Annotated in this window: 18 protein-coding genes and 1 pseudogene; 15 read left to right on the top strand and 4 right to left on the bottom strand. The window is 44.3% G+C overall.

All coding sequences use genetic code 11. The features are described 5' to 3' along the window. Positions 1-553 precede the first annotated feature (553 nt). The 7 genes and pseudogenes from malT (at position 554) to sstT (ending at position 9780) form a co-directional block, all read left to right on the top strand. The gene (malT, locus tag AB6C75_RS09125) at positions 554-3262 is read left to right on the top strand and encodes an HTH-type transcriptional regulator MalT (protein WP_029223176.1); all 2709 of its coding nucleotides are present in this window, start codon (positions 554-556) and stop codon (positions 3260-3262) included. Positions 3263-3818: 556 nt separating this feature from the next. Then, the gene (locus AB6C75_RS09120; protein ID WP_371710114.1) at positions 3819-4739 is read left to right on the top strand and encodes a DUF368 domain-containing protein; all 921 of its coding nucleotides are present in this window, start codon (positions 3819-3821) and stop codon (positions 4737-4739) included. A 203-nt stretch (positions 4740-4942) separates the two neighbouring features. Next, positions 4943-5383: a hypothetical protein gene (locus tag AB6C75_RS09115; RefSeq protein WP_371710113.1), complete on the top strand. Its 441-nt coding sequence runs from the start codon at positions 4943-4945 to the stop codon at positions 5381-5383. Continuing rightward, positions 5380-5976, top strand: coding sequence for an SCO family protein (locus tag AB6C75_RS09110; protein WP_372107599.1), 597 nt, complete (start codon positions 5380-5382; stop codon positions 5974-5976). Before AB6C75_RS09115 ends, AB6C75_RS09110 begins: the two co-directional genes overlap by 4 nt. Positions 5977-6090: 114 nt before the next feature. Continuing rightward, on the top strand, positions 6091-6549 hold the full coding sequence (locus tag AB6C75_RS09105; RefSeq protein WP_065678499.1) for a copper chaperone PCu(A)C: 459 nt from the start codon (positions 6091-6093) through the stop codon (positions 6547-6549). Positions 6550-7071: 522 nt separating this feature from the next. After that, a pseudogene (gene rsgA / locus AB6C75_RS09100) lies at positions 7072-8135 on the top strand (ribosome small subunit-dependent GTPase A). A gap of 427 nt (positions 8136-8562) precedes the next feature. Next, positions 8563-9780, top strand: a complete 1218-nt coding sequence (gene sstT / locus AB6C75_RS09095) for a serine/threonine transporter SstT (RefSeq protein ID WP_009845849.1) — start codon at positions 8563-8565, stop codon at positions 9778-9780. A 418-nt stretch (positions 9781-10198) separates the two neighbouring features. On the opposite strand, the gene AB6C75_RS09090 is transcribed toward sstT, so the two are convergent. The 3 genes from AB6C75_RS09090 to AB6C75_RS09080 all read right to left on the bottom strand — a co-directional run bounded on the left by AB6C75_RS09090 (position 10199) and on the right by AB6C75_RS09080 (position 13155). Next, the gene (locus tag AB6C75_RS09090; RefSeq protein ID WP_372107608.1) at positions 10199-11449 is read right to left on the bottom strand and encodes a tetratricopeptide repeat protein; all 1251 of its coding nucleotides are present in this window, start codon (positions 11447-11449) and stop codon (positions 10199-10201) included. Positions 11450-11758: 309 nt separating this feature from the next. Further along, a complete protein-coding gene (locus AB6C75_RS09085) occupies positions 11759-12688 on the bottom strand; it encodes a LysR family transcriptional regulator (protein WP_372107598.1) in 930 nt (309 codons plus the stop codon). Positions 12689-12714: 26 nt separating this feature from the next. After that, positions 12715-13155: an Lrp/AsnC family transcriptional regulator gene (locus AB6C75_RS09080; RefSeq protein WP_009845852.1), complete on the bottom strand. Its 441-nt coding sequence runs from the start codon at positions 13153-13155 to the stop codon at positions 12715-12717. Positions 13156-13296: 141 nt separating this feature from the next. Between AB6C75_RS09080 and AB6C75_RS09075 the strand changes: the two genes are divergently transcribed. Continuing rightward, entirely contained in the window at positions 13297-13881 is a 585-nt protein-coding gene (locus tag AB6C75_RS09075) for a LysE family translocator (protein ID WP_029223716.1), read from the top strand. Positions 13882-13934: 53 nt separating this feature from the next. On the opposite strand, the gene AB6C75_RS09070 is transcribed toward AB6C75_RS09075, so the two are convergent. Next, the gene (locus tag AB6C75_RS09070; RefSeq protein WP_017101556.1) at positions 13935-14324 is read right to left on the bottom strand and encodes a DUF1294 domain-containing protein; all 390 of its coding nucleotides are present in this window, start codon (positions 14322-14324) and stop codon (positions 13935-13937) included. Positions 14325-14701: 377 nt separating this feature from the next. On the opposite strand from AB6C75_RS09070, the gene pulA reads away from it, so the two are divergent. The 7 genes from pulA to AB6C75_RS09035 form a co-directional block, all read left to right on the top strand. Beyond that, on the top strand, positions 14702-18415 hold the full coding sequence (pulA, locus tag AB6C75_RS09065) for a pullulanase-type alpha-1,6-glucosidase (RefSeq protein WP_372107597.1): 3714 nt from the start codon (positions 14702-14704) through the stop codon (positions 18413-18415). 272 nt (positions 18416-18687) lie between these two features. Next, positions 18688-20454 carry an alpha-amylase family protein gene (locus tag AB6C75_RS09060; protein ID WP_372107596.1) on the top strand — a complete coding sequence of 589 codons (1767 nt, stop codon included), beginning with the start codon at positions 18688-18690 and terminating at the stop codon, positions 20452-20454. A gap of 224 nt (positions 20455-20678) precedes the next feature. Next, positions 20679-21083: a DUF6088 family protein gene (locus AB6C75_RS09055; RefSeq protein WP_017104303.1), complete on the top strand. Its 405-nt coding sequence runs from the start codon at positions 20679-20681 to the stop codon at positions 21081-21083. Position 21084: 1 nt separating this feature from the next. Further along, positions 21085-22038: a nucleotidyl transferase AbiEii/AbiGii toxin family protein gene (locus AB6C75_RS09050; RefSeq protein ID WP_102249439.1), complete on the top strand. Its 954-nt coding sequence runs from the start codon at positions 21085-21087 to the stop codon at positions 22036-22038. Positions 22039-22537: 499 nt separating this feature from the next. Continuing rightward, positions 22538-23002: a cupin domain-containing protein gene (locus AB6C75_RS09045; RefSeq protein WP_017104305.1), complete on the top strand. Its 465-nt coding sequence runs from the start codon at positions 22538-22540 to the stop codon at positions 23000-23002. A 27-nt stretch (positions 23003-23029) separates the two neighbouring features. Then, positions 23030-23395 (top strand): VOC family protein, encoded by a 366-nt coding sequence (locus AB6C75_RS09040; RefSeq protein WP_017104306.1) that lies wholly within the window; start codon positions 23030-23032, stop codon positions 23393-23395. Between the two features lie 150 nt (positions 23396-23545). Then, positions 23546-23816, top strand: a 271-nt coding sequence (locus AB6C75_RS09035) for a transposase (protein ID WP_170961672.1), incomplete at its 3' end; no start/stop codon positions are given.

The raw sequence follows: 23816 nt of genomic DNA, 5'->3' as shown, positions 1-23816 counted from the left end.
CTTTTAATAGTTCTAATTCATCTGTGACATATCGTGCATGGTCACCATTAACTAAACATCCTCCCGTTAATACGACTAACTAGGAGTAGATGAGAGGGCGTAGGGGGCGTACCGATGTAAGGTTAGTGATCTGACTCTCATGTTCTAACTTCGAACAAAAAGTTGGAGTGACTAAGATCACAAGCTCCCGTTCGATAACTTAACGTTAATTGATGTGAGTTTTATTTAACCGGAATAAACTGATTAGCAAATCTGAGTTTGAGATCACGAAATTATTTTCCATATCTCATCTTTTGCATAAATCTCAGTGTAAGACCGAACAAAGTCACATTCACAAACCACCACGCAACGTGAGCAAAGTCTCAAATTAAGGGCGTAGAAAGCCAAAAACATGCAAGACCGCAAGGTTTCTGAGGAGAATCATAGTCGGTGCCATTTTTCTTCACGTAACATAAGCACAGACTTAAGTAATTAGGCAGATGTGATTGGGCAACTCTTTTACGGTTTTAGAATCCCCAAAACATACGCCACGGAATAGGTGAAAAACTTCGACATGTGGATCCCTTCGAAACTGACTCGTCCCGGCCGCTTACATAATGCAATCCTACGACCTAGGGTTCTCGATCTGCTCCAGAACGCAGATTGCTATAAGCTTGTATTGTTCCGTTCTCCTGCGGGCTATGGCAAGACCACCATGGCTGCACAGTGGCTGTTAGATAAGCCGAATGTGGGTTGGTACAGCATCGATGATAGTGACAACGATGCCTTCCGTTTTATCAACTACCTACTCCAATCACTCAATAAAGCGACTCAAAATTCCTGTCCCAATGCCCAAAAACTGGCAGAGAAACGACAGTTTTCATCGCTGCATTCTTTATTGAGCGAAGTATTCGCCGAGATGTCGGACTATCATCATGAATGTTTTCTTGTTTTAGACGACTACCATTTAGTCAACAATGATGACATTCAAGAAGCAATGCGCTTTTTCCTCAAACACATGCCCGACAATCTCACGCTAGTTGTAACCAGTCGTGGTACACCACCCCTAGGTACGGCAAACCTGCGCGTTCGAGACTTAATGATCGAATTAGGTAATGACTCGCTGGCTTTTGATACCGAAGAGACGACGCGCTTTTTTAATCAGCGTGTTGCCGATGGTATTGATGACACAACGGCAGACAGTATTTGTACCTATGTAGAGGGTTGGCCTTCTGCACTTCAACTTATTGCGCTACAAGCCCAACATCAAAAACGCACGCTGGCGCAGTCTGCTGAGTCCTTCTCCCACTTTAATCAAGCCCATCTTTGGGACTACTTGGTTGAAGAGGTTTTCGACCTGTTAGACAAAGAAACTCGACAGTTCTTGATGCAGTGTTCAGTGCTTGACCACTTCAACGACGAACTGGTTTGTGCGCTAACGCAGCGTGAAGACGCACTGGGTATGATCGAATCATTAAATCGATTCGGTTTATTCATCTACCCGCTTGAAGGCGAAAAGAACTGGTATCGTTTCCATAACCTGTTTGGTGAATTTTTGGCACATGAGCGTCAAGCTCGAATCCCTCAACAAGAAGCAGAGTTGCACCGAAGTGCCGCGAAGGCGTGGATTAAACAAGACACACCACACCAAGCACTACGCCATGCACAGCGCGCTGAAGACCCAGAACTGATCATTCAAATACTGACAGACCACGGTTGGCCGATGTTCAACCAAGGCGAGCTTTCCTCGTTAGAGATGGCGATCAAGCAACTGACTACGGATCAACTTTACAGCGACCCTAAACTGTCCATGTTACGAGCTTGGCTAGCACAAAGTCAGCACCGCTACGAACAAGTAGGGACATTATTGGAAGAGGCTGAAACACAATATCAAGCTCGAAATATTGAACTCGACACTCAACAGCAAGGGCAATACAACGCCCTACGCGCGCAAGTTGCGATTAACAGTAATGAACCTGAAAAAGCCTTAGAATTGGCAGAGCTTTCGCTAAGTCAGCTGAACACCACCGTTTATCGTAGCCGAATTGTCGCCACGTCTGTTGTTGGTGAAGTCAATCACGTAATGGGCAACTTGAGCCGTGCACTGCCGATGATGCAGCAAACAGAAAAACTTGCACGCCAGTACCAAGTTTACCACCAAGCGCTTTGGGCGATTCTACAACAGAGCGAGATCTTAATTGCACAGGGTTACGTTCAAGCGGCATTCGAGCTGCAAGACAGTGCGTTCAAATTGATCGAAGAACACCAGCTAAAATACGTGCCTCTGCATGAATTCTTACTGCGTGTTAGAGCTCAAATATTCTGGTGTTGGAACCGATTAGATGAAGCGGAAGAGTGCTGTTACAAAGGCTTGGATATCCTTGGTCACCATTCGCCAAGTAAGCACCTTCACAGTTATTCAATGTTGGCTCGTATTTCACTGAGTCGCGGTGAAATTGATAAAGCATCTAAGTTTATCGACCAAATTCAGCACCTTTTGCGTCAATCGACTTACCACGTGGACTGGACGGCGAACGCTTCTCTTTCTTTGATTCTTTTTTGGCAAGTAAAAGGCAATAAAGAGGCGATACGTGATTGGTTGAATGTGGCTGTTCGACCTGAATCGGCAAGCAACCACTTCTGCCAACTGCAATGGAGAAACATCGTTCGCGCTCACATCATTCTCGAGCAGTATGAAGAAGCGGAAGAAGCGCTGACGTTCCTTAAGAGTGAAGCCCAGCGTTCACACCTGATTACAGACACCAACCGAAACTTGATCGTTGAAGCCGTGTTACGTACACAAATTAACGATGAAGACAGCGCACGCGTGCTACTTGAAGAAGCGCTTCATATGACTAACCAAACCGGTATGGTCGGCAACTTCTTAGTAGACGGCGGGACTATCGGACATATCTTGGATAAGTTGAGCAACAAGCCTGGCTTAGGTGACTTAGAACGCCATCGCGCTCAACAGATCATGAAAGATATCTCGACCACCCAACGCAGCCGCTCGGTTCACTTTGATGAAGACTTTGTTGAAAACTTAGTCAATCACCCAAACATTCCTGAACTTGTGCGCACAAGCCCACTCACCCAGCGTGAATGGCAAGTACTTGGTTTGATTTATTCAGGGTTCAGTAACGAGCAGATAGCTCAAGAACTCGATGTAGCAGGTACCACCATCAAGACTCACATCCGTAACCTTTACCAAAAGCTAAACATTGCTAACCGCAAAGAAGCGATCAGCACAGCGGAGAATTTACTGCAGTTGATGGGGTACTAAACGATTCGAGATTAATTCGAGAAAAGCTTAAGCTAGTCGCCGATGGTGACTGGCTTTTTTTTCGTTTGGAGCATGGGGTTAATAGCAGATAACTGATCATAAAGAGCCAAACGACAGACAAAAAAATAGCCAACCGCAATAATCGCGATTGGCTCTATATATTTGTGAACAAATCATAAGTTCACTAACAACGTCAGTTGGCTAGGTGACCCTCGGCTTAAGAAGGGTCAATGTATATAATGCAGTTAGCGTGCCAACTTTAATTCAGCCGTTTTATACGCCCTGCATCGCATAAAAACCTCTAATTCATGATGCGAATTGCAAAGTGCATTTGCATAATGCAACCAAGATGCAATATCGATAGAAAACAAGTTTCACTGAAGCCGATAATAATAAGACGCCAAGCAGTTGTATTTTAAATGTAAGGCAGATGTTCACATCAACGTATTGCCTTACAATTAAAGAGGTAATAAAGCACCTCGCCAAAGGCATATTCATACTTTTTTTACACTAAAGTTTGTATACTGCACAAAATCATCCTCAACTCTATGAAGCAATGAACTACTTAAGTACTTTTTTCAAAGGCATGGCAATGGGCGCAGCAGACGTTGTTCCTGGCGTGTCGGGCGGAACCATCGCATTCATCACTGGTATCTACGATACGCTGCTAGAAAGCATTCGCAGAATTAACCCTAGCGTACTTGGCTTATGGAAACGCGAAGGCTTCAAAGCCGCGTTTAATCACATCAATGGTTTCTTCCTAATTTCACTGTTCGCGGGCGTATTCACGAGCATTACGACATTCGCAAAATTGATTTCTTGGTTATTAGTCACCCACCCTGTTCCACTGTGGTCTTTCTTCTTCGGCCTGATCTTGGTGTCGGTTTTCCATATTCTTAAGCAAGTAGAGAAACGCGATATGATTCGCTTCGTGTTTTTGCTGCTTGGCGTTGCTTTCGCTTATAGCATTACCGTGCTTAAACCGCTGCAAATGGAGCCAACCAGCATCAACGTATTGATTGCGGGTGCGATTGCTATCTGCGCGATGATTTTACCCGGTATTTCAGGCAGCTTTATTCTGCTCCTGATTGGCATGTATGGCCCCGTGCTTGGCGCCGTTAAATCATTTCAAGTCGATGTACTTGCGCTATTCCTTGCGGGCTGTGTGATCGGACTGCTGACTTTCTCACATGTACTGTCTTGGCTATTGCGCTCATTCCGCGACTTCACATTAGTATTCTTGACTGGTTTGATGATCGGTACACTGCCGAAGATTTGGCCGTGGAAAGAAACGATCAGCTGGCGTACAAACTCTAAAGGTGAGCAAGTTCCTCTGATTCAAGAAAACTTGTCACCGTTTGATTTTGAAGCCGTCACTTCTCAACCTTCACAGCTAGTAATGGCTATTGTGATGATGCTTGTAGCGATTGCTCTGGTCCTTGGGTTAGAGAAATTTGCAGAGCGCAACGCTGACTAATCATTCAGCCAACTTCTGGAAAGCGTTTAGAACGGATAATGCTTAGAAAGACTAAGCTCACGCCCCTATGACACAGACAAAAGCGAAGCCAATGGCTTCGCTTTTTTAGTTCTACCATACGCACAAAATTACTTTTTGATACAAGCACATATTGAGGGATATGATAACATCGCCGCTCTTATAAAATTAGATGAGAACACGACATGCACTCTGCATTAAAGGTTGCTGCTCTTGGGATCGCTCTCGTGGCAGGCTTTTATGGGCCGCAAGCAATTCAGCAATTTGAATCAGCGATGGAGCGAGCCTCTGCTGAAGTTAACTTAGATGATTACTGCATGCTTTCCACCACATCGTGTGAGCAAAATACAGTTACGATGACACTTGATCGCGAGACGGCTCAACCTCTGGCTCCCACCAAAATCAAAGTAGTGTGGGAAGGCGCAGCCTCTGACACATTAATGCTGTCGCTTACAGGTTTAGAGATGGAAATGGGCTCGGCACGTTTTCAATTAAAAAACATTGACAATAATACCTATGAAGGTGATGTAATTTTACCTGTATGTACTTTAGACAAGATGACATGGATCGGTGAGCTCACTGATGGTGTCGATACTGTAAATCCGGCAATAAGGATGGCAAGATGAGTAGAAATTGGTCGTTAGCATTGGTTGTCGCTTTTGTCCTTGGCTTTGGCGTTAAAAGTTATCTTGATGGGCAAAACGAAGCTCAAAAACAACACGCGGCAAAACAACAATTCTCCACGACAATCCTTTTCGGTAAAGATAACCAGCCAACTGAAATCTTTGACCAAACCGATGACAGAATTCGTATCGTTTATTTTGGTTTCACACGTTGTCCAGATGTGTGCCCTACTTCTCTAGCAATGTTAACCGGAGCACTTAACCAGATTTCTGATGAAGCAAAATCCAAGATTCGCCCGATGTTTGTTTCTCTCGATCCAGAACGTGATGCCGCTGAAGCCTCATACGAATACGCACAATACTTCCACCCAATGATGGAAGGATTAAGTGGCCCGTTAGATGTGACAACAACGCTTGCACACAACTACGGTGTTATTTTTAGAAAGACCAAGCTTGAAGGTTCAGAGTTGGAATACACCCTAGACCACAGCTCATATTTCTATTTTTTAAAACCCGATGGCACGCTGATTACCAAAGTGCCGCATACGTTAACGCCAGCGCCAATTGTTGAAGCTATTAACACATTAACGCGCTAACGTACCAAGTCATCAGCGACGAGAAACAACGTGTACAAAAATAAAGAACTTAACGAATAAAGTTCGAACAAAAAGTCAGGTCCCAGACCAAAACAAAAAATTAAGGACAACAACATGAAGTTAAAAGCACTTGCTCTAGCAGGCTTATTGCTCACTCCTCTTGCTCAAGCGAATAACGACATTATGGTTCATGACGCGTACGCGCGCGCAACCCCGCCTTCAGCAGTGAACAGCGCGGTATTCACGACTCTGATGAACCATAGCGATAAAGATCGCGCTATTGTTTCTGCAACAACATCAGCAGCAGGAAAGGTTGAACTTCATGATGTTATCGTTGATGGCGACGTAATGAAGATGCGTCAAGTTCAAGCGATCACCATCCCTGCAAATGGTAAAGCTGTACTTAAACCAGGTAGCTTACACATCATGTTGTTTGACTTAAAAAGCAGCCTAAAAGAAGGTGAACAAATCAAAATGACACTGACCTTCGCAAACGGTGAAACACAGACCTTTGATGCGCCAGTGAAGAAAGTGATGAGCGGCATGAAAAAGATGAATCACGATCATCATTAATCAGATTCACTATCGATGAAATAATTTAAGCCACGATGACTTCTCGCCATCGTGGCTTTTTGCTAAACTGAGCTCGCTTTTTATTCAAAGCCTGACCACATTAATAACCAAGGAGAATAGAAGATGATTGTAATGAAGACACTAAAACTGGCAGTAAAAGTAACGCGTTAACTTGTTTGGTTAATCCAACTTAAATACCGATCGACCAATTTATCGTCACTCTTTGACGACCGCACACTTTTACCCGGTTTACTATTGATCGTAAGTGATCAATTCCTGCATGCCTGTAAAGCATGACTCAATCCGGGGTCCTATCTATTTGAATTCGACCCAAACTCAAAACATTTTTGGCGTCTCGACGCTTTTAATCTCAGCAACGCTTTTTGGTCTCATTAACTCTTTTGATCTCATCAACAATAAGAGAGCTCACAAGAAGTTAATGCTCTCATAAGACTTTAATGCAGTGATAATACTTTAATGCTCTCACAAGAAAAGAAAGCTCGCACGTCTGGGTAAATAGACATGAATTCACAAAACGCATTTTCTAATCCAATGTCACTTCAACAACTTGGATGGCAACCTGTATTCCAACAACAACTGACACTCGAAGACTATGACCAATCCGTCATTGCTCGTATTACTGCGCACCATCGCAGCGGCTATACACTAGCGTCAGAACAAGGCGAAATCGCTCTCCCTATCCATCAAAACCAACCCTCAATGACGGTAGGCGACGGGTAATCTTGAACTCTGAACTGCAATTCGGCCGTTTATTAGACCGTCAATCACTCTTCAGCCGTAAAGCTGCAGGTAGCCGTGTCGCTGAACAATATATCTCAGCTAACATCGACACGGTTTTTATCGTGGTTTCGTTAAATAACGACTTTAATCTAAGCCGTATTGAACGCTACCTAGCGCTCGCCAATGAAGCACAGGTTGAAGCCGTTATCGTACTCACCAAGAAAGACTTGTGTGATGACTACGAAGACAAAGTACAACAAGTGCAAAGCTTAGATTCTATGCTGATGATCGAAGCGGTGAATAGCCTAGACCAAGACTCAACTCAAGTTTTGTCGCCTTGGTGTAAAACGGGCAAGACTGTGGCTTTAATGGGTTCATCCGGTGTGGGTAAATCTACCTTAGTCAACTCATTACTTGGTGAGGCTGAACAAGCCACAGGTGGCATTCGTGAAGACGATAGCAAAGGCCGACACACAACCACATCACGATCGCTCCACTTGCTAACATCGGGAGGCTTACTGCTCGATACTCCAGGAATGCGAGAGCTACAACTTGCTGACTGCGCTGAAGGCGTGAGTGAAACCTTTTCTGATGTGGAAGAGTTAGCCATGCATTGCCGATTCTCTGATTGTCATCATGAATCAGAACCGGGTTGCAAGATACGCAAGGCGATTGAAAGTGGAGAATTGTCTGAGCGACGATTTGCTAACTATCGAAAGTTATTGCGAGAACAAGCCCGAAATGGCGCCTCGTTAGCGGAACAACGCGCCAGCAATAAGCAGCTTTCCAAGATGTACAAAACCGTACAATCAGAAGGCCGCAATCTTAAAAAAGCGTCTGACTAAGGTTTAAGGTTTAAGGTTAACAGCTATAAGCTGTATTTAAGATAACCTAACTTAAGATAACTTTAATTTAAGACAATGAGCCCCATCGTGTTAATCACGTGGGGCTTTTTGTTTCAATTTGATAATGGTGTGGTTATTTATGCACACAATGTTCTTTTATATAACCGTTTACATTTCTACATTTGCAGTGTTTTGAATCTATCAAATGAGAATCAGCAGATTTATAGCTCAATCAAAATACATTTATTTAACATTTAGCTCTAAAAACACCACATAGCGCAAACAATAACCCTAAAAGTAAACTATCCCTAGACACCCTCTTAGATCCCGCTAATATGACCGCCAATTCCGCTAGTGTATAGTTGGATTTGGTACAACTTCATAAAAAGATACATCACTATAATAAATTAACAATTGCAGGTATTTTATGCAAAATCACAACATGCTCGCCCGCATCGCTCGTGGAAATCTCGTTCTACAGATCCTTGCTGGTATTGTTTTCGGTGTCGTTCTCGCCATGGTTTCTCCTTCAGCAGCTCAAGATGCAGGCCTATTAGGTAGCCTGTTTGTTGGTGCTCTGAAAGCTGTTGCCCCAATTTTAGTATTCATTCTTGTTGCAGCTTCTATCGCAAACCAAAAGAAAGGTCAGCATACCCATATGCGTCCAATCATTGTGCTTTACTTGATTGGTACGTTCTCTGCTGCACTGACTGCTGTAGTACTGAGCTTCATGTTCCCAACCACTTTGACACTGGTTGCTGGCGCTGAAGGTGCTAACCCTCCTCAAGGTATTGCAGAAGTTCTTCATACGCTTCTATTCAAGCTTGTAGACAACCCAGTTAGCGCACTAATGAATGCGAACTACATCGGTATTCTTGCTTGGGCAATCGGTCTTGGTCTTGCTCTGCACCACGCATCTGCAACAACCAAAGCGGTTTTCGAAGACCTAAGCCACAGTGTTTCACACATTGTTCGCTTCATTATTCGCCTTGCCCCATTCGGTATCTTCGGTCTTGTTTCTGCAACATTCGCAACAACAGGCTTCGATGCACTGGCAAGCTACGGTCAACTACTAGCAGTACTACTAAGCTCAATGCTGATCATCGCACTTGTGGTTAACCCACTGCTTGTATTTATTAAAACAAAACAAAACCCATACCCACTTGTACTGCAATGTATTCGTGAATCTGGTGTAACGGCATTCTTCACTCGTTCAAGCGCTGCAAACATCCCAGTGAACATGAACCTTTGTAAGAAGCTAAAGCTAGACGAAGATACTTACTCTGTATCAATTCCTCTGGGCGCAACGATCAACATGGCAGGCGCTGCAATCACCATCACTGTGTTAACGCTTGCTGCTGTACACACTATGGGCATTGAGATTGATATCTTCACTGCGATTCTACTAAGCCTTGTTGCTGCAGTATCAGCATGTGGCGCATCGGGTGTTGCTGGCGGTTCACTACTGCTTATCCCGCTAGCGTGTGGCCTATTCGGTATTTCAAACGATGTAGCGATGCAGGTTGTAGCGGTTGGTTTCATTATCGGTGTGATTCAAGATTCAGCTGAAACAGCACTTAACAGCTCAACAGACGTAGTGTTCACTGCTGCTGTATGTAAAGCCGAGCAAAACAAAGAGCAATAAACCTTTAGCTGCTCTGAACCTAAACAGTTCTGAGCTCTAAGCTCTAAGCTCTAAGCTCTAAGCTCTAAGCTCTAAGCTCTAAGCTCTAAAAAGCAAATCGTACATAAACAAAAAGGGAAGCAGATACTTCCCTTTTTTTGTTTGAGTGCTTTACCCGCCGCAGTCAATAATACCAATCACAGTAAGTAAGTGATCAAAAATACTAACGCAGTTATCGAGTGTTTTAGCAAGCTAGGGTGACCAGTTATTTACTACGATTGGTATAACACCTACCGTATGAATAACGGATCACCTTAGCGGCTTAATACAGTCAGTTATAACATCTACACTCATATAACATCGTTGGATTTTTTAAATTGTAGAACTACTCATTTCAGCCATGTTCAGAATACAGGTAATAACTCATAAACACGGTTTATTAATTGCACTTCCAGTTAGACTCGACTGCCGGTTGGCTAAAGTCCAAAGAACCGCTATTAGCGTTAGCTTGCTTATCTTGTGATGCTCGATTCGCGCTTGCCTTGTCACCATCATGGTTTTCAGCCGCCTGTTGGTGATTGTTGCCATTTAAACCTTGAGCACTTGAAGCTTGAGCATTTGAGGCTTCAGTATCCAAATCCGCCTTATCGACACCTAACTCATCACCCTCTTCGTCAGAGGCTTCTTTCACTTTCTTATGTACTGGGATATCGCGTTTGTAGAGCTTGTTGAGCGCTTTAACGATAGAGTGCTTGGTGATTGCTTCTTGCGTCAACTTGGTCATTATTGGCTTAGTCAGAGCCTGTAACCCCACAACGGCATCAACACCAAGATCCCCACCAACTTTATCTCTCAAATACCTCGCATCCGCATAGCCAAAATGAGCCGATAAGAATAACCAGATATACGCGATAGCATTGCCGTGCTCACCATGGTCAATCCACGCCTCACCGGCTTTAAACATCGCTTCTGCGCAGTTTTTTTCAGCTGCCGTTTCAAACCAGTAAACCGCTTCACGATGATTAGCGACAACACCAACACCGTTCAAATAGCTCATACCCAATTTGATTTTTCCGTCTAGGCTATTCTTTTCAGCCGCTTTTCTGTACCACATGAAAGAGCTTTCTGGAGAATAATCTGGGTTCTCTCTATCTAAGCACCAATCCCCCATAAAAAGCATCGCTTCAGTGTTACCACTAGCTGCAGACTCTTCAATATAGGCGCTGCCTTTCGGAAGGTTTTTCTCAACTCCGCGACCAAACACGAGTGCTTTACCCACCTCGAATTTTGCAAGCGGATCATTATCCAGTGCTGATATCGCTAACTGCCAAAAATTGGCCTTTTCTCTTAAAATTAGGTCTTCTTTGCACTTCATACTCAGACGCACAATGCCGTACATGCCGTTGACATTGTCTAAATGGGCAGCTTTATCGTACCAATACAGAGCTTCCTTAAGATTGACTCGTTCGGCCTCTTTCGCCAAATACAGAATCGACGGCACATGCCCTGTTTCAGCCTTAAATTGACGATCTTTTTGCTCTTGGATACGTGCTTTTTCAATCGCTTTTCGGTAAGCGACGGCGCGAGCTTTACGTTCTTGTTCCAAGCGCTTTTTTCTTAGCGACAAAGAGACCAACCAAACAGCAATAAGTATTAACGAAAGAGCGGTCGCACCAATTGCGATTCCCATTGTACTCATAAAATATTTTATCCTAACTCGGCTAATAGCACCCTACACAGGAAAGCAATCAACCTATAGCGAGCAGTATGTTTGAATGACAGGGAAAAGCGCAGTTATTAAAACGTTCCGCCCTAAAATGAATTTTGTTCAGTATCTCAGGAATACATAATGATAAAAAGCCTACGAGTATCTATCCGTCAGCACTCCATTAATGCTGTGATCCCGCTCGCTTTTTCTCTATAAGTCTTGGGGCGTTACTTATTCTATCTTATCTATCTTATCTATCTTATCTAGCAGCTTATGGCCTAGACTTTCCAACTAACCTTGCTGCATCTTCTCCCAAATGGTCGGAGAGCCAATATAGTCTTGAACCGTAGTAATGAACTCTTTCACCAATTTGGTCTGCTTACGATGCGGATACACAGCATAAATAGCCGTATCAACCGTCGATATTGCATAATCAGGAAGTAACGTAACCAAGCCCAACTCTTTCATTGAGGCATACAAGTTTGATTGGTCAAGGAAGCCATAACCTAAGCCATCTTTTACGCAAGACACCATGGTGCGAACATCACTGACCTTATAGTTGCCACGAATCGTCAGGCTTTGGAAAGTGTTACCATGTGGCTCTTCACTTATACGCAGATGATCAACCGTCATATCGCCATTGGTATAGATAACCGCAGGTAAAGAGAGCAAATCTTGTGGCGTCTTTGGCTCACCGTGCTTTTTCACAAAGTCGTTCGATGCAACGAGCATGAAGTTACTGTCGGCAATCTTCTTGGCAATCAAGTTGGATTCAACGAGCTTACTGAAGCGAAACGCGATATCAAACTGCCCTGCAATAATATTCGCGATCTTGTCGTCTAGTGACAGCACAATCTGAACATCCGGATACTTTCTCATGAACTGAGTAATAATAGGTTGCAAGTATTGCTGACCAAAATAGATCGGCGACGTAATTCGTAACACACCTTTGGGCTCAGATTGGTACGAGTCGGCAATGCCTTGAATCTGATTAATAGTATCTTTCAGTACATAGGTTTGCGCAAGAATATCTTCCCCTGCCGACGTCAACGAGAACGAACGCGTAGAACGGTTGAGCAACTGAACACCTAAATCTTGTTCAAGCTTTTTTATCTGTTTAGAGAGCGATGAGTTGTCCATATCGTGTAAAGTTGCCGCTTTGGTAAACGACCCTTGTTGAACCACATCTAAGAACAACAACAACTGGTTAGTATTTGGCACTGCGCCTCTCCTGAAATAAAACTCGACTAACGTTCATCTTTGGGGGTGTCCATCACAACCATAGTCGTAATAGATTGCACCTGAGCACATTCCCCAAGCACATCGGCATGAAACTTCTTATAGCCCGGTAGATCTTTTGTTTCTACCCTTAGCAAGTACTCATTGGCACCAGTAATGTTGTGGCACTCCACCACCTCTTTTTCCATACTGACGTGCTGTTCAAACTCTAGCTGAGCCGCTTTGCTATGGCTCGATAAGCCAATCGAAACATAAGCAATAAAGCCAACGCCCATCAGTCCATTATCCAGAACCGCACGGTAACCTTGAATGATCCCTTTACGCTCGAGATCCTGTACTCGCCTTAAGGTCGCTGAAGCCGACAATCCTATACGTTCTGAAAGCTCAATGTTGGAGATTCTGCCGTCCAATTTAAGCTCTTGCAATATCCTTTCGTCAAATCTATCCATAAGTACTTATTATTGTGCATTAAGTGATAATTGAGGAAATAAAAGCACATAATTGCCTCACTTTCCACCTACTATGTTTCTCAACACGTGAAAGTCATGACCGGTCAGTCACTTCGTTCATTTTACTGCTGGAGAATCACAATGCCTTTAGAACAACTTAGCGCACTTGCCTTGTTTGCGTTTGTCTCGACCTTCACACCAGGTCCAAATAACATCATGCTCATGACATCAGGAGCCAATGTTGGCTTCGCCCGTACTATTCCGCACATGCTGGGCATTGCACTGGGTTTTGCAGCCATGTTGCTATTGGTTGGCTTCGGCTTAATGGGGATTTTTAACGCCTATCCGGTCTCTCACCAAATCTTGAAATACCTGAGTCTTGCTTACCTCGTGTACCTTGCGATTAAGATAGCATTGAGCGGCAAAGCCAAAAGCACCGAGGCTTACAAACCCATGACTTTCATTGGCGCAGCGAGTTTTCAGTGGGTGAACCCTAAAGGCTGGTCAATGGCGCTGACGGCAATTTCAGTGTACAGCAGTGGTAGTTCATGGTGGGAGCTCGCGATCATCGCCAGTATATTCACATTAGCCAATTTGCCTTCTGTGACATTCTGGACAGCGGCAGGTAAACAACTGCAACACTGGTTAACAACACCAGTACGCATCAAAAGCTTCAACTATGGTATGGCAGGGTTACTTTTAGCATCGACGATTCCGATGATCTAATCGACTTACTTTATCTATTGATGGTTAGTACACCGGTGCAACCATCCGTTTCTTTAAAAGAGCTTAATAATCTCACTTAGCCATTGACCAAATGTCGCCTGCCCGCTCGGCGTTAACGTCCAGACAAAAGCCACAACATTAAGTGACACCGTCACGAAAAATACAAATCTAAATGGTTGCTTCTGCGTTTTATGACGCAGTTTATCTTGAGCAATTAACGCCCCTAACCAACCACCAGCAACAGAAAAAATATGCAGAGTTTTCTCTGGTACACGCCAATTACCATTGATTGCCGCTCTCTTGTCCTTCGCGTACACAAAAAACGTCACTATTCCGATAACTAAATACCACACCAAGAGCGCTTTTGAACTTTCTGAAAACAACGCAGATACCGCTACCAATACCAGATAAGTAATAGCGATTTGAATAGATGAAGACAACATCAACTCCTTTGGATAATGAACAACATAGCGTCACCATTCCACATTAAAGACTCACTAAGGCTATTTGAGGCGAATGAGTACAAACTTTTTTTGATAGGAAAAACAACCTACGAGTGAAGTGCCACTAAGCTCACATAAATAAGGCGTAGTTATCACCCCTAGCGACTACTCCTATCTTCTACGCCTATGGCTAACCAACTGTATTTTATGAGCTATTGAACCAATAAAAAAGCGCGTTAACCACCACAATCCGTGATATCGACACTAGGTTTCCTATTTTTACGGATTAAAAATAACTTAATACATAAGCGTCACAAATAGTGGAGCATCGTTAAGCCTAGGATATTCATCTTCGTAAAAAATATGGATATCAAAACGTGAACGAAATAAATACCAATAAACACGAGATTCTACAAAGTACCTTGAAGATTGCAAAAACAACGAGCTTCAATATTGCGCAAACAAACACCTTTAAACGTTCAGCTTTAACTAAGGCGATATTGCCTCTCGTCACCGCGACCTTGATAGCAGGCTGTGGAAGCGACACTAGCAAAACAAACTCTGACAGCAATAGTCTATATAAAGCCGCTGAAAACGAAGTTGTTATTTATTACAAACGTGATGTTGCAGCGGCTCGCGCTTCTGGCTCGACCTACGACGGCTGGGGGCTTCATCTTTGGAATGGTGAAGGTTGTACGAGCACTGACTTAGTCGGCATGGGATTAGGTAACAATGGGACTGACTGGGATGTACCTTATGAATTCAAGGGCATCAATGATACCTATGGCGCCTACTACGTATTGAAAGTCGACCCAGATGCATCCGACCCTCATAAGTGCATCAACTTCATCTTGCATAATGGCGGCGATAAGGCGTTTGGCAGCGCCAACTCGAAAATTGATCTCACCAAACTGAGTCAATCTCAATCTGTATTCGGTTTCCATGGCAGCAGCGCGCTGTACTACGAACCGATTTCAGAACGCCCAGTTAAGATTGATGGCCAGAAGGCACATTGGTTGGACTCAAACACAATCGCTTGGGAAGCAGCAGACGGTGCCGATTATCTCAAGTTGTTCTACGCACTCGATAACAGCATCACGATAAACGATGATAAGGCGATCGTCGGTGGGCAGGCCGTTGAACTCAAAAAAGATGGCAAGCTATCCTCTGCATTAAAAGAACGCTTCCGTCATCTAGCAAGCCTACCCGCTTTATCAATTGATGTTGACGCCAGCACGCTGCGCACCATCTTGAAATCTCAGATCATTGTTGTTGCGTATAATGCGAATGGCGACGTTATCTCTTCAACTGAAGTTCAAAAGCCCGGCGTACTTGATGCTGTATTTGCCAACGAAGAGGCCGGTAACGCAATCGGAGAAACACTGGGGGCGATTGTGGAAGGCAGCACGACGACCTTCAAACTTTGGGCTCCTACTGCGCAAGATGTTGGGCTCGTCCTCTACAGCGAAGACCGACAAAGTTCAAAAGTGATCCCAATGACGGAAAGCTTGGAATCAGGAATTTGGGCAACGGATTCAATTTCTAACGCCGTGAATAGTTATTACCGTTACCAAGTGAAGGTCTACCACCCAACCACTGGTAATATCGAAACTCGCCTTGTGACCGACCCATACTCACTCGGCTTGTCGAAGAATTCAGCATACTCACAAGTGATTGACCTTGATGATTCAACACTGATGCCACAAGGTTGGGCTGGGTATAAGCGCCCAACGGTGAAGAAAGACGAAGACCACGTACTGTACGAATCACACCTTCGTGATTTTAGCTTCAGTGATAAGTTAGGTACAGCAAGCTTAAACGGCAAGTACCTAGCGCTAACAGAAGCCGATCGTGAGTCAGTAAAACACTTGAAAGCTCTGAAAGATGCCGGTTTAACTACGCTTCATATCTTACCGGCATTCGATATCGCTACCATCAATGAAGATGACGCGAGCCGCGTGGATATCACCGACACCGTTGGCAAACTCTGTAACGTAAAACCAACAGCGACTTTATGCGGCACCGAAGATGCAAACAAAACCATCGAAGCCGTACTCAACAGCTATAACTCTTCAACAGGCGATGCCCAAGCTCTAATGAACGATCTGCGTATGTTAGATAGTTTCAACTGGGGCTACGACCCATTTCATTACACCGTTCCAGAGGGAAGTTACGCGACAGATCCTAACGGTTCAAAACGTATTCTAGAATTCCGTCAAATGGTTAAAGCTGCGCACGACATGGATCTGAAACTGATCATGGACGTGGTTTATAACCATACCAATGCGTCTGGCGTGAACGATAAGTCCGTACTGGATAAGATCGTCCCTGGGTATTATCACCGCCTGAATGTGAACACAGGTGGCGTAGAAACCTCAACGTGTTGTGATAACACCGCAACTGAAAACCTAATGATGGGTAAGTTGATGGTCGACTCACTCAAGGTATGGGCTGACGACTATAAGGTTGATGGTTTTCGTTTTGATTTAATGGGCCACCAGCCAAAAAGCGTAATGGTTGAAGCATTGAAAGAAGTGCGCAAGATCGACCCAAATACCCTGTTCTATGGCGAAGGTTGGGATTTTGGCGAAGTAGCAAACAACGCTCGCTTCGAACAAGCCAACCAGATCAATATGGCAGGCACCGAAATTGGCACCTTCTCTGACCGTTTGCGTGATGCAGTACGCGGCGGTAGCCCATTTGATGGCGGTGTCGATTCTGAAGGTAAGCACCCACTTCGTTTTAACCAAGGCTTCGGTAACGCCGCGTTTGCCAACGAAGAAACCAAGGTTGATCAAGATTCAGTCAACGGTCGTTTACACAACCAAGATCTTGTGCGCTTAGGCATGGCCGGTAACTTAGCCGAATACGTATTACTGGATTACAAAGGCGATACCAAACTGGGCAAAAACGTCGACTACAACGGCGCACCTGCCGGCTACACCAAAATGCCGTCAGAGAACATCTCTTACGTTTCCAAGCACGATAACCAAACTCTTTGGGATAACAACGCTTACAAAATCGCCGAAGGTACAAGCTCTGCTGAACGTGCTCGTATGCAGTCTGTATCGCTCTCGACCGTCATGTTGGGCCAAGGTATCCCGTTCATCCACATGGGGTCTGAACTGTTACGTTCTAAATCAATGCAGCGTGATTCTTACGACTCTGGCGATTGGTACAACCGTGTGATGTTTGATGGTACTGGCAATAACTGGAATGTTGGCTTACCTCGTGAAGACAAAGATGGTGCCAATTGGGAACTCATCAAAACCATCATTGCCGACAGCACAGCCAAGCCTGCAAAAGAGGATATTGACCTCACCAAGCAGCAATTCCTAGAGTTGTTAAAAATCCGCAGATCAAGTGAACTGTTCCGCTTAGACACAGCAGAAGAAGTCATGAAGCGTGTCGACTTCCGCAATGTGGGCAAAGATCAAATCGAAGGCCTGATCGTGATGTCTATTGATGACGGAATCTCCACAGGCAAAGACCTAGATCCAACCGCTGATGCGATTGTGGTTGTTGTAAACTCAACGAGTAAATCTCAATCGTTCAAGATCACGGGAGCGACGGGCTTTACACTCCATACCATTCAGAAGAACTCTGCCGATGACATCGTCAAAGGCGCCACCTTTTCCGCTGAGACTTTCACCGTACCGCCATTAACCACCGCTGTGTTTGTGCAAACTCAAGGCGCGTCACAAGGTGCTGGGTTATCGGTTGATAACTCACAAAAGGACGTATCTAAGATTCCGCCATATGGCAAAACGACCGTCTATGTACGTGGTGCAATGAACGGATGGAACCCGACGGACGCATGGGCGATGAACTTCGTTGGTAACGGCGTTTACTCTGTCAGTAGCGCTCTGGCTGTGGGTGAATATGGCTTCAAGTTTGGCGGTTCTACTTGGGGTATCTTGGATATTGGCTGTAACTCCGTCGACTTAGCTCAGGGCTCGATCAACATTGGCAGCGAAGGCGACTGTAAGTTAAATGTAACCGAAGCCGGCAACTACACATTCACACTGAATGCGATTCATCAACTCAATGACAGCGCAGAAAAAGCCGTGGTATCTGTGACGAAACAATAAGCTTCACATTCACATAATCATCACAGACGAGCCTGTTTTTTTGGGGAAAAGCGAGGGGAGGTATTAACCTCCCTTTTTTTGAGCAGCCGCTCACATACCGCTGCAACTACGCCCCGATTTTCTTACCCAAGGAGGATAAAGCCGCATTCTGATTACGCTAGCCTCCTAACGATAACTTCTATACCAAACATAACGTCTATATCAAACATAACGTCTAGCACAACTTCAATGGCAAAGCCTTACACCTCCACTTCTCAAGATGGAATATAAGTATGTACAACAAGAAACATTCAATCTATCAAGTTTTTACCCGTTTGTTCGGCAATCAGAATACACAGAACACACCTTGGGGAACCATTGAACAAAATGGCGTAGGCAAGTTCAGTGACTTCACCAATAAAGCGCTGACAGAAATTAGAGAACTCGGCATCACTCATATTTGGTACACCGGAGTACCACATCATGCTGTGATCAACGACTACAAGCACATCGGCATCTCAGACGATCATCCAAGCGTTGTGAAAGGACGGGCTGGCTCACCTTATGCCGTCAAAGATTACTACTCCGTAAACCCAGATCTTGCTGACAATCCAGCGCAGCGTTTACAGGAATTCGAAGCCTTGATCAAAAGAAGCCATGACAATGGTTTGAAAGTCATCATTGATATCGTCCCTAACCACATTGCCCGTAATTACCAAGGCTTGAATAACCCAGAAGGCGTACGTGACTTTGCCGATCAAGATGACACGACTGTTGAGTATCATCGCAACAATAACTTCTATTACATTCCTGACAGCACATTTGAACTGCCCGAGATCGACCCTGCGTTCATTCCTCTTGGTGGCGAACAACACCCGAATTTAGCCTCACCGTTTCTTGAATCCCCAGCCAAATGGACAGGAAACGGATCGCGCTTGAGCAAACCCAACTTCGACGATTGGTATGAAACCGTAAAAATTAACTATGGCGTGCGACCAGACGGTTCAAAAGACTTCCCTGAACTACCGGACGATTACGCGATGCGTGATCACCTCGCCCACTACCATTTCTGGCAGCACGTTGATGTGCCGGATTCATGGATTAAGTTTCGAGACATCGCCTTATATTGGTTAGAAAAAGGCGTCGATGGGTTTCGCTACGATATGGCAGAAATGGTACCGGTCGAATTCTGGAGCTATCTCAATTCATCAATAAAAGTAAAGAATCAAGACGCCTTTTTAATGGCGGAAGTGTATCAACCGGACCTTTATCGTGATTACATTCGCTTGGGTAAAATGGACTACCTGTATGACAAAGTCGATCTTTACGACGGCCTAAAAGCAATCATGCAAGGTAAGGCTTCAACGGCAATCATCCCTGAGATCCAACATCAAATGATGGACATCGAACACCACATGATGCACTTCTTAGACAACCACGATGAGCAGCGTGTCGCGTCTCCTGAGTTTGTTGGTAACCCACACATCGCCAAACCAGCCATGTTAGTCAGTGCGCTATTAAGTAGCTCTCCCACCATGATTTACTTCGGGCAAGAAGTCGGCGAATCGGGCGCGGAGAACGCAGGCTTTGGGCAACCTTCTCGCACGTCTATATTTGACTACATCGGTGTTCCTCAACATCAAAAATGGATGAACGGAGGAAAGTTCGATGGTGGGCAGCTCAACGATGACGAAAAGCAACTCAGACTCTTCTATCAACAAGTGATGACCTTTTCACTGAATCATTCATCGATGACCGGAGCGTACCAAGACTTACACCAATCCAATCAGCTAAGTGATTCTGTTTATGCTTTCTTGCGTTTTGATAGCCAAGAACTGGTTATCGCCGCGGCTAACTTCAGCCAAAGCAAAACAGACCTCATTCAGCTGAAGGTGACGGCAGAGGTTATTCAAAAACTAGGCATCGCTGACGGAAGCTATACGCTCCAAGAACATATTGAAGGCGTCCAACAACAGACGCTGTATGTGGAAAATGGTGTCGGTTACTTCAGTGCAGAATTAAAACCCCTAGCCGCTTTCGCTTGGGTGTTAACCCTTTAATCAACCGTTATAAAAGTAATAAAGGGATGACTCACAGTAAGGTTAGGATACCATTTATAGGAAGGTCACTTTTCAAAATCATTAGAATAATATAAATAAAACAATAAATTATGGTCTTGTTTTTATTTTTCACGCCGCATGTCTTCCTTTTGATATGCCGTATTTCTTCCTGTCATCATAAGGTTGCGTTATACTACCCACACGTATGAAAGCAGGAGGTTCAAATGACAGCAGTTGAACGCGTTTATCAAAAGATAAAGCGCTCAAGACGTTATGTTTTTGAGCGCAAAGACTTTGATGGTTTTGCTAGCTACGACCAAATCGGTCGAGCGTTAAGGCAGTTAGTTAAGCAAGGTGAGTTAATCAAACTTGGTTATGGTCTATACACAAAGGCAAGAATGAATAGTCTAACCGGCAGACCCATGCCCACAAACCCTGGCGGAAGCGATGCTTTGATGCGTGAAATTTTAAAGATGAAAGGTGTCGATTTTGAGATGGACAAACTGTCTTTACAAAGCCTAGCTGGTAAAAGCACCCAAATCCCATCCTCCATTCAATACTCGTGGAATCCTAAACAGTTTAATCGCAAGTTGGCTGTCGGTAACCGAGTATTAAACTCACCGAGTTAATATGGAAAAACTAAAACAACAATTCCTTGAGGTTTCAGATGCGCTTGAGCTCGGAAACCCAGCCATTATTGAAAAAGATTACTGGGTCGTCGCCTTGCTTGCCGAATTAGCGAAAGTGACTCCGGTGCATCATCAAATGGTTTTTTCTGGGGGCACTGCTCTAGCCAAGTCAAACGTTAAAATCCTGAGAATGTCAGAAGATGTGGATATAAAACTCATTCCCCACCAAGAATTTGGTGAGCTGAGTCGCGGCCAAAAGAAAACCGCCCGCAAGACATGCATTCACGAGATTGAAATGGCGATCACTCAAACAGAGCGATTTACAGTTGAGTCGCGTCTCGTTCGTGATGAATATCGCTATGTTGAACTTGAACTCAGATACCCGCAGCAGTTTAGCCAAGCGCCATGTCTTCGCCCCATCATTAAACTTGAGTTAATAGAGACGATTCCCTTACTGGATGTAGAACTTCGGCCGATCCAATCATTGGTAGCGGAACTGTATCAACAGCCACAAGAAGTAAAAGCGTTTGATTGCGTCTCTATTCAAGCGACCTTGGTTGAAAAAGTGATTTCGATGTTGCGCCGTACCATGTCCGTAAAGCGTGATGCGCAACGTAAGGATGATGCCACGCTTGTACGCCATATCTATGATGTTTACTGCATTTTAAAGACCGAGGCACAGTTGGAAAACTTCGACCTTACAGCAATGACAGCGTTGTTTAACAACGTATTGAAAGAAGATATCGATCGCTTTGGTAATCAACACGCTGAGTTTGTTGCTAACCCCAAACAAGAGCTACAGCTCGGGCTAAAAGAGCTTGAAGATAACCCAGTTTTTCGCCAACGCTTTCAGGACTTTGTTACCCCTATGGTGTTTAACACCGACCCCCATGATTTTGATACCTGCTTTGCCTCATTTAAACGCATTGCGCAGTCGTTAATTAAAACAATCTAACCGATTTGAGAACCCCTCATGCCACACACTAAAATCAATCAAGACCCGCTACACCAAGAACAAGTCAACAAACCGTAAAGTTAGCCCAACCCACTACTCTAGGGCGTTTACGAAGTCTCATTTTTCTACTTTGACTCACTTACTTCATGAGTCAACGAGCAGCGCAACATGCCTATGAGGCAAACCATTGCACTGTCGTGATGTAGTCTGACAGAATCGCTTGGTGATCACATGATAGAAAGGCGGTTAGCTAAATCACTTTTTCCCCAAAGTGTGTAACGACCGATGATTGACTCATTAATGGTGAGTTGATTTTGTAATACATATGCTAACGAACAATCCTAGAGTGCAGGTGTTTTTTTCGTAACCCATCACTCATGTGCGTACAAAAATCACATGACCATCATATATGGCTTGAGTTGCTTAAAAAGGTTGAGCAAGATAGACAGAAGCAAATGACTATATCCCGACTGAAAAGCGTTATGCACAGGGGCAATTAATGACGAAAGCGAAACAAGCATTAAGCATAAAAGGTGATACGTTTAACCCATTTCCAGAGCCATTTAAATCTCGCCTTGGTCAATCTGAATGCAGAAGTTTAGGTGATTCTTTTGGGCTCACTCAGTTCGGTGTGAATCTGGAAGTATTAGAACCGAATGCGCAGTCGGCTCTTCGCCATTGGCACACAAGGTCAGATGAATTTCTTTATGTACTCGATGGTGAGCTATGTTTAGTCAGTGATGACGGTGAGCAGACATTATTTGCAGGAATGTGTATTGGCTTCCCTGCTAGGGTCGAAAATGGTCATCATTTAATAAACCGCAGTAGCGAACAAGCTAAATTTATAGTTATAGGGAGCCGAGTTGCAAAAGACGAAGCCCATTATCCAGATGATGATTTCAAATGGATTGTTGAAAGTTCTGGTGAATGGACTCCCTCTAGAAAGGACGGCACACCATACTAGTTACTGTTAAATAGTAGGAGGGAGACTATGATTCCAACAGCGATTCTTATTCATGTTCAAAATGTCGCATTGGGCATCGAGTGGTATCAAAAAGCCTTTCCTACAGCTGTCTCTGTTTATCATCCTAGTTTCGACTTTACCGTGCTCAATTTAAACGGTTTTTCTCTTGAGATAGTACAAGCAGACGAAAAAGTAGGCTCGGGTAAATGCGGGACAGTTTTATATTGGTCGGTAAACAACTTAGATAAAGCACTGGATCATTTTGAAGAACTTGGTGCAAAACTGTATAGAGGCCCAATGGCAATTGAAAATGGGCTTTTTATGTGTCAAATCGAAGACCCGTTTGGCAACTTAATTGGCTTGCGTGGGGCGACCACGTTGCAAGTGGTTTAAATGGATTATAAAAGGCCTTATATGTCATATCAGTTTAGGAGGTAAAATGGACATTTTGATCGAACAAGAAAGGCTTTGTTGCGTAATTCAGTGGAACTAAATCCAGAACCTACGATCTGATCAGCTACATTCACTCCCTCTCGTAGCCCTATGCCTAAACCTCGTTATAAAACAACCAACTGGAAGCAATACAATCAATCACTCATTAACCGTGGCTCTCTGACCTTTTGGATTGATGAAGAGGCGATAAGCGGCTGGGCGCAAAGCAAACAGAATAAGCGCGGGAGGCCGCGTCGGTTCAGTGATTTAGCTATCACGACAGCACTCATGGTGAAACGAGTTTTTTCTATGCCATTGAGAGCGCTGCAAGGATTTATCGACTCGATATTTAGGTTAGCCCATGTACCGTTAAGTTGTCCGC

The sequence above is a fragment of the Vibrio sp. 10N.237.312.B06 genome (genome assembly GCF_041464685.1).
In the GTDB taxonomy this organism is placed as follows: domain Bacteria; phylum Pseudomonadota; class Gammaproteobacteria; order Enterobacterales; family Vibrionaceae; genus Vibrio; species Vibrio tasmaniensis_A.
Note: the sequence above shows the minus strand (reverse complement) of the source record. Positions and strands in the feature narration are given on the sequence as shown.

Coding starts and splice junctions, on each gene's coding strand:
- AB6C75_RS09070 (WP_017101556.1), bottom strand. CDS start 14,324: ATGTTGTCTTCATCTATTCAAATCGCTATTACTTATCTGGTATTGGTA.
- AB6C75_RS09105 (WP_065678499.1), top strand. CDS start 6,091: ATGAAGTTAAAAGCACTTGCTCTAGCAGGCTTATTGCTCACTCCTCTT.
- malT (WP_029223176.1), top strand. CDS start 554: ATGTGGATCCCTTCGAAACTGACTCGTCCCGGCCGCTTACATAATGCA.
- AB6C75_RS09110 (WP_372107599.1), top strand. CDS start 5,380: ATGAGTAGAAATTGGTCGTTAGCATTGGTTGTCGCTTTTGTCCTTGGC.
- sstT (WP_009845849.1), top strand. CDS start 8,563: ATGCAAAATCACAACATGCTCGCCCGCATCGCTCGTGGAAATCTCGTT.
- AB6C75_RS09055 (WP_017104303.1), top strand. CDS start 20,679: ATGACAGCAGTTGAACGCGTTTATCAAAAGATAAAGCGCTCAAGACGT.
- AB6C75_RS09050 (WP_102249439.1), top strand. CDS start 21,085: ATGGAAAAACTAAAACAACAATTCCTTGAGGTTTCAGATGCGCTTGAG.
- AB6C75_RS09060 (WP_372107596.1), top strand. CDS start 18,688: ATGTACAACAAGAAACATTCAATCTATCAAGTTTTTACCCGTTTGTTC.
- AB6C75_RS09075 (WP_029223716.1), top strand. CDS start 13,297: ATGCCTTTAGAACAACTTAGCGCACTTGCCTTGTTTGCGTTTGTCTCG.
- AB6C75_RS09045 (WP_017104305.1), top strand. CDS start 22,538: ATGACGAAAGCGAAACAAGCATTAAGCATAAAAGGTGATACGTTTAAC.
- AB6C75_RS09090 (WP_372107608.1), bottom strand. CDS start 11,449: ATGGGAATCGCAATTGGTGCGACCGCTCTTTCGTTAATACTTATTGCT.
- AB6C75_RS09080 (WP_009845852.1), bottom strand. CDS start 13,155: ATGGATAGATTTGACGAAAGGATATTGCAAGAGCTTAAATTGGACGGC.
- AB6C75_RS09040 (WP_017104306.1), top strand. CDS start 23,030: ATGATTCCAACAGCGATTCTTATTCATGTTCAAAATGTCGCATTGGGC.
- AB6C75_RS09120 (WP_371710114.1), top strand. CDS start 3,819: ATGAACTACTTAAGTACTTTTTTCAAAGGCATGGCAATGGGCGCAGCA.
- AB6C75_RS09115 (WP_371710113.1), top strand. CDS start 4,943: ATGCACTCTGCATTAAAGGTTGCTGCTCTTGGGATCGCTCTCGTGGCA.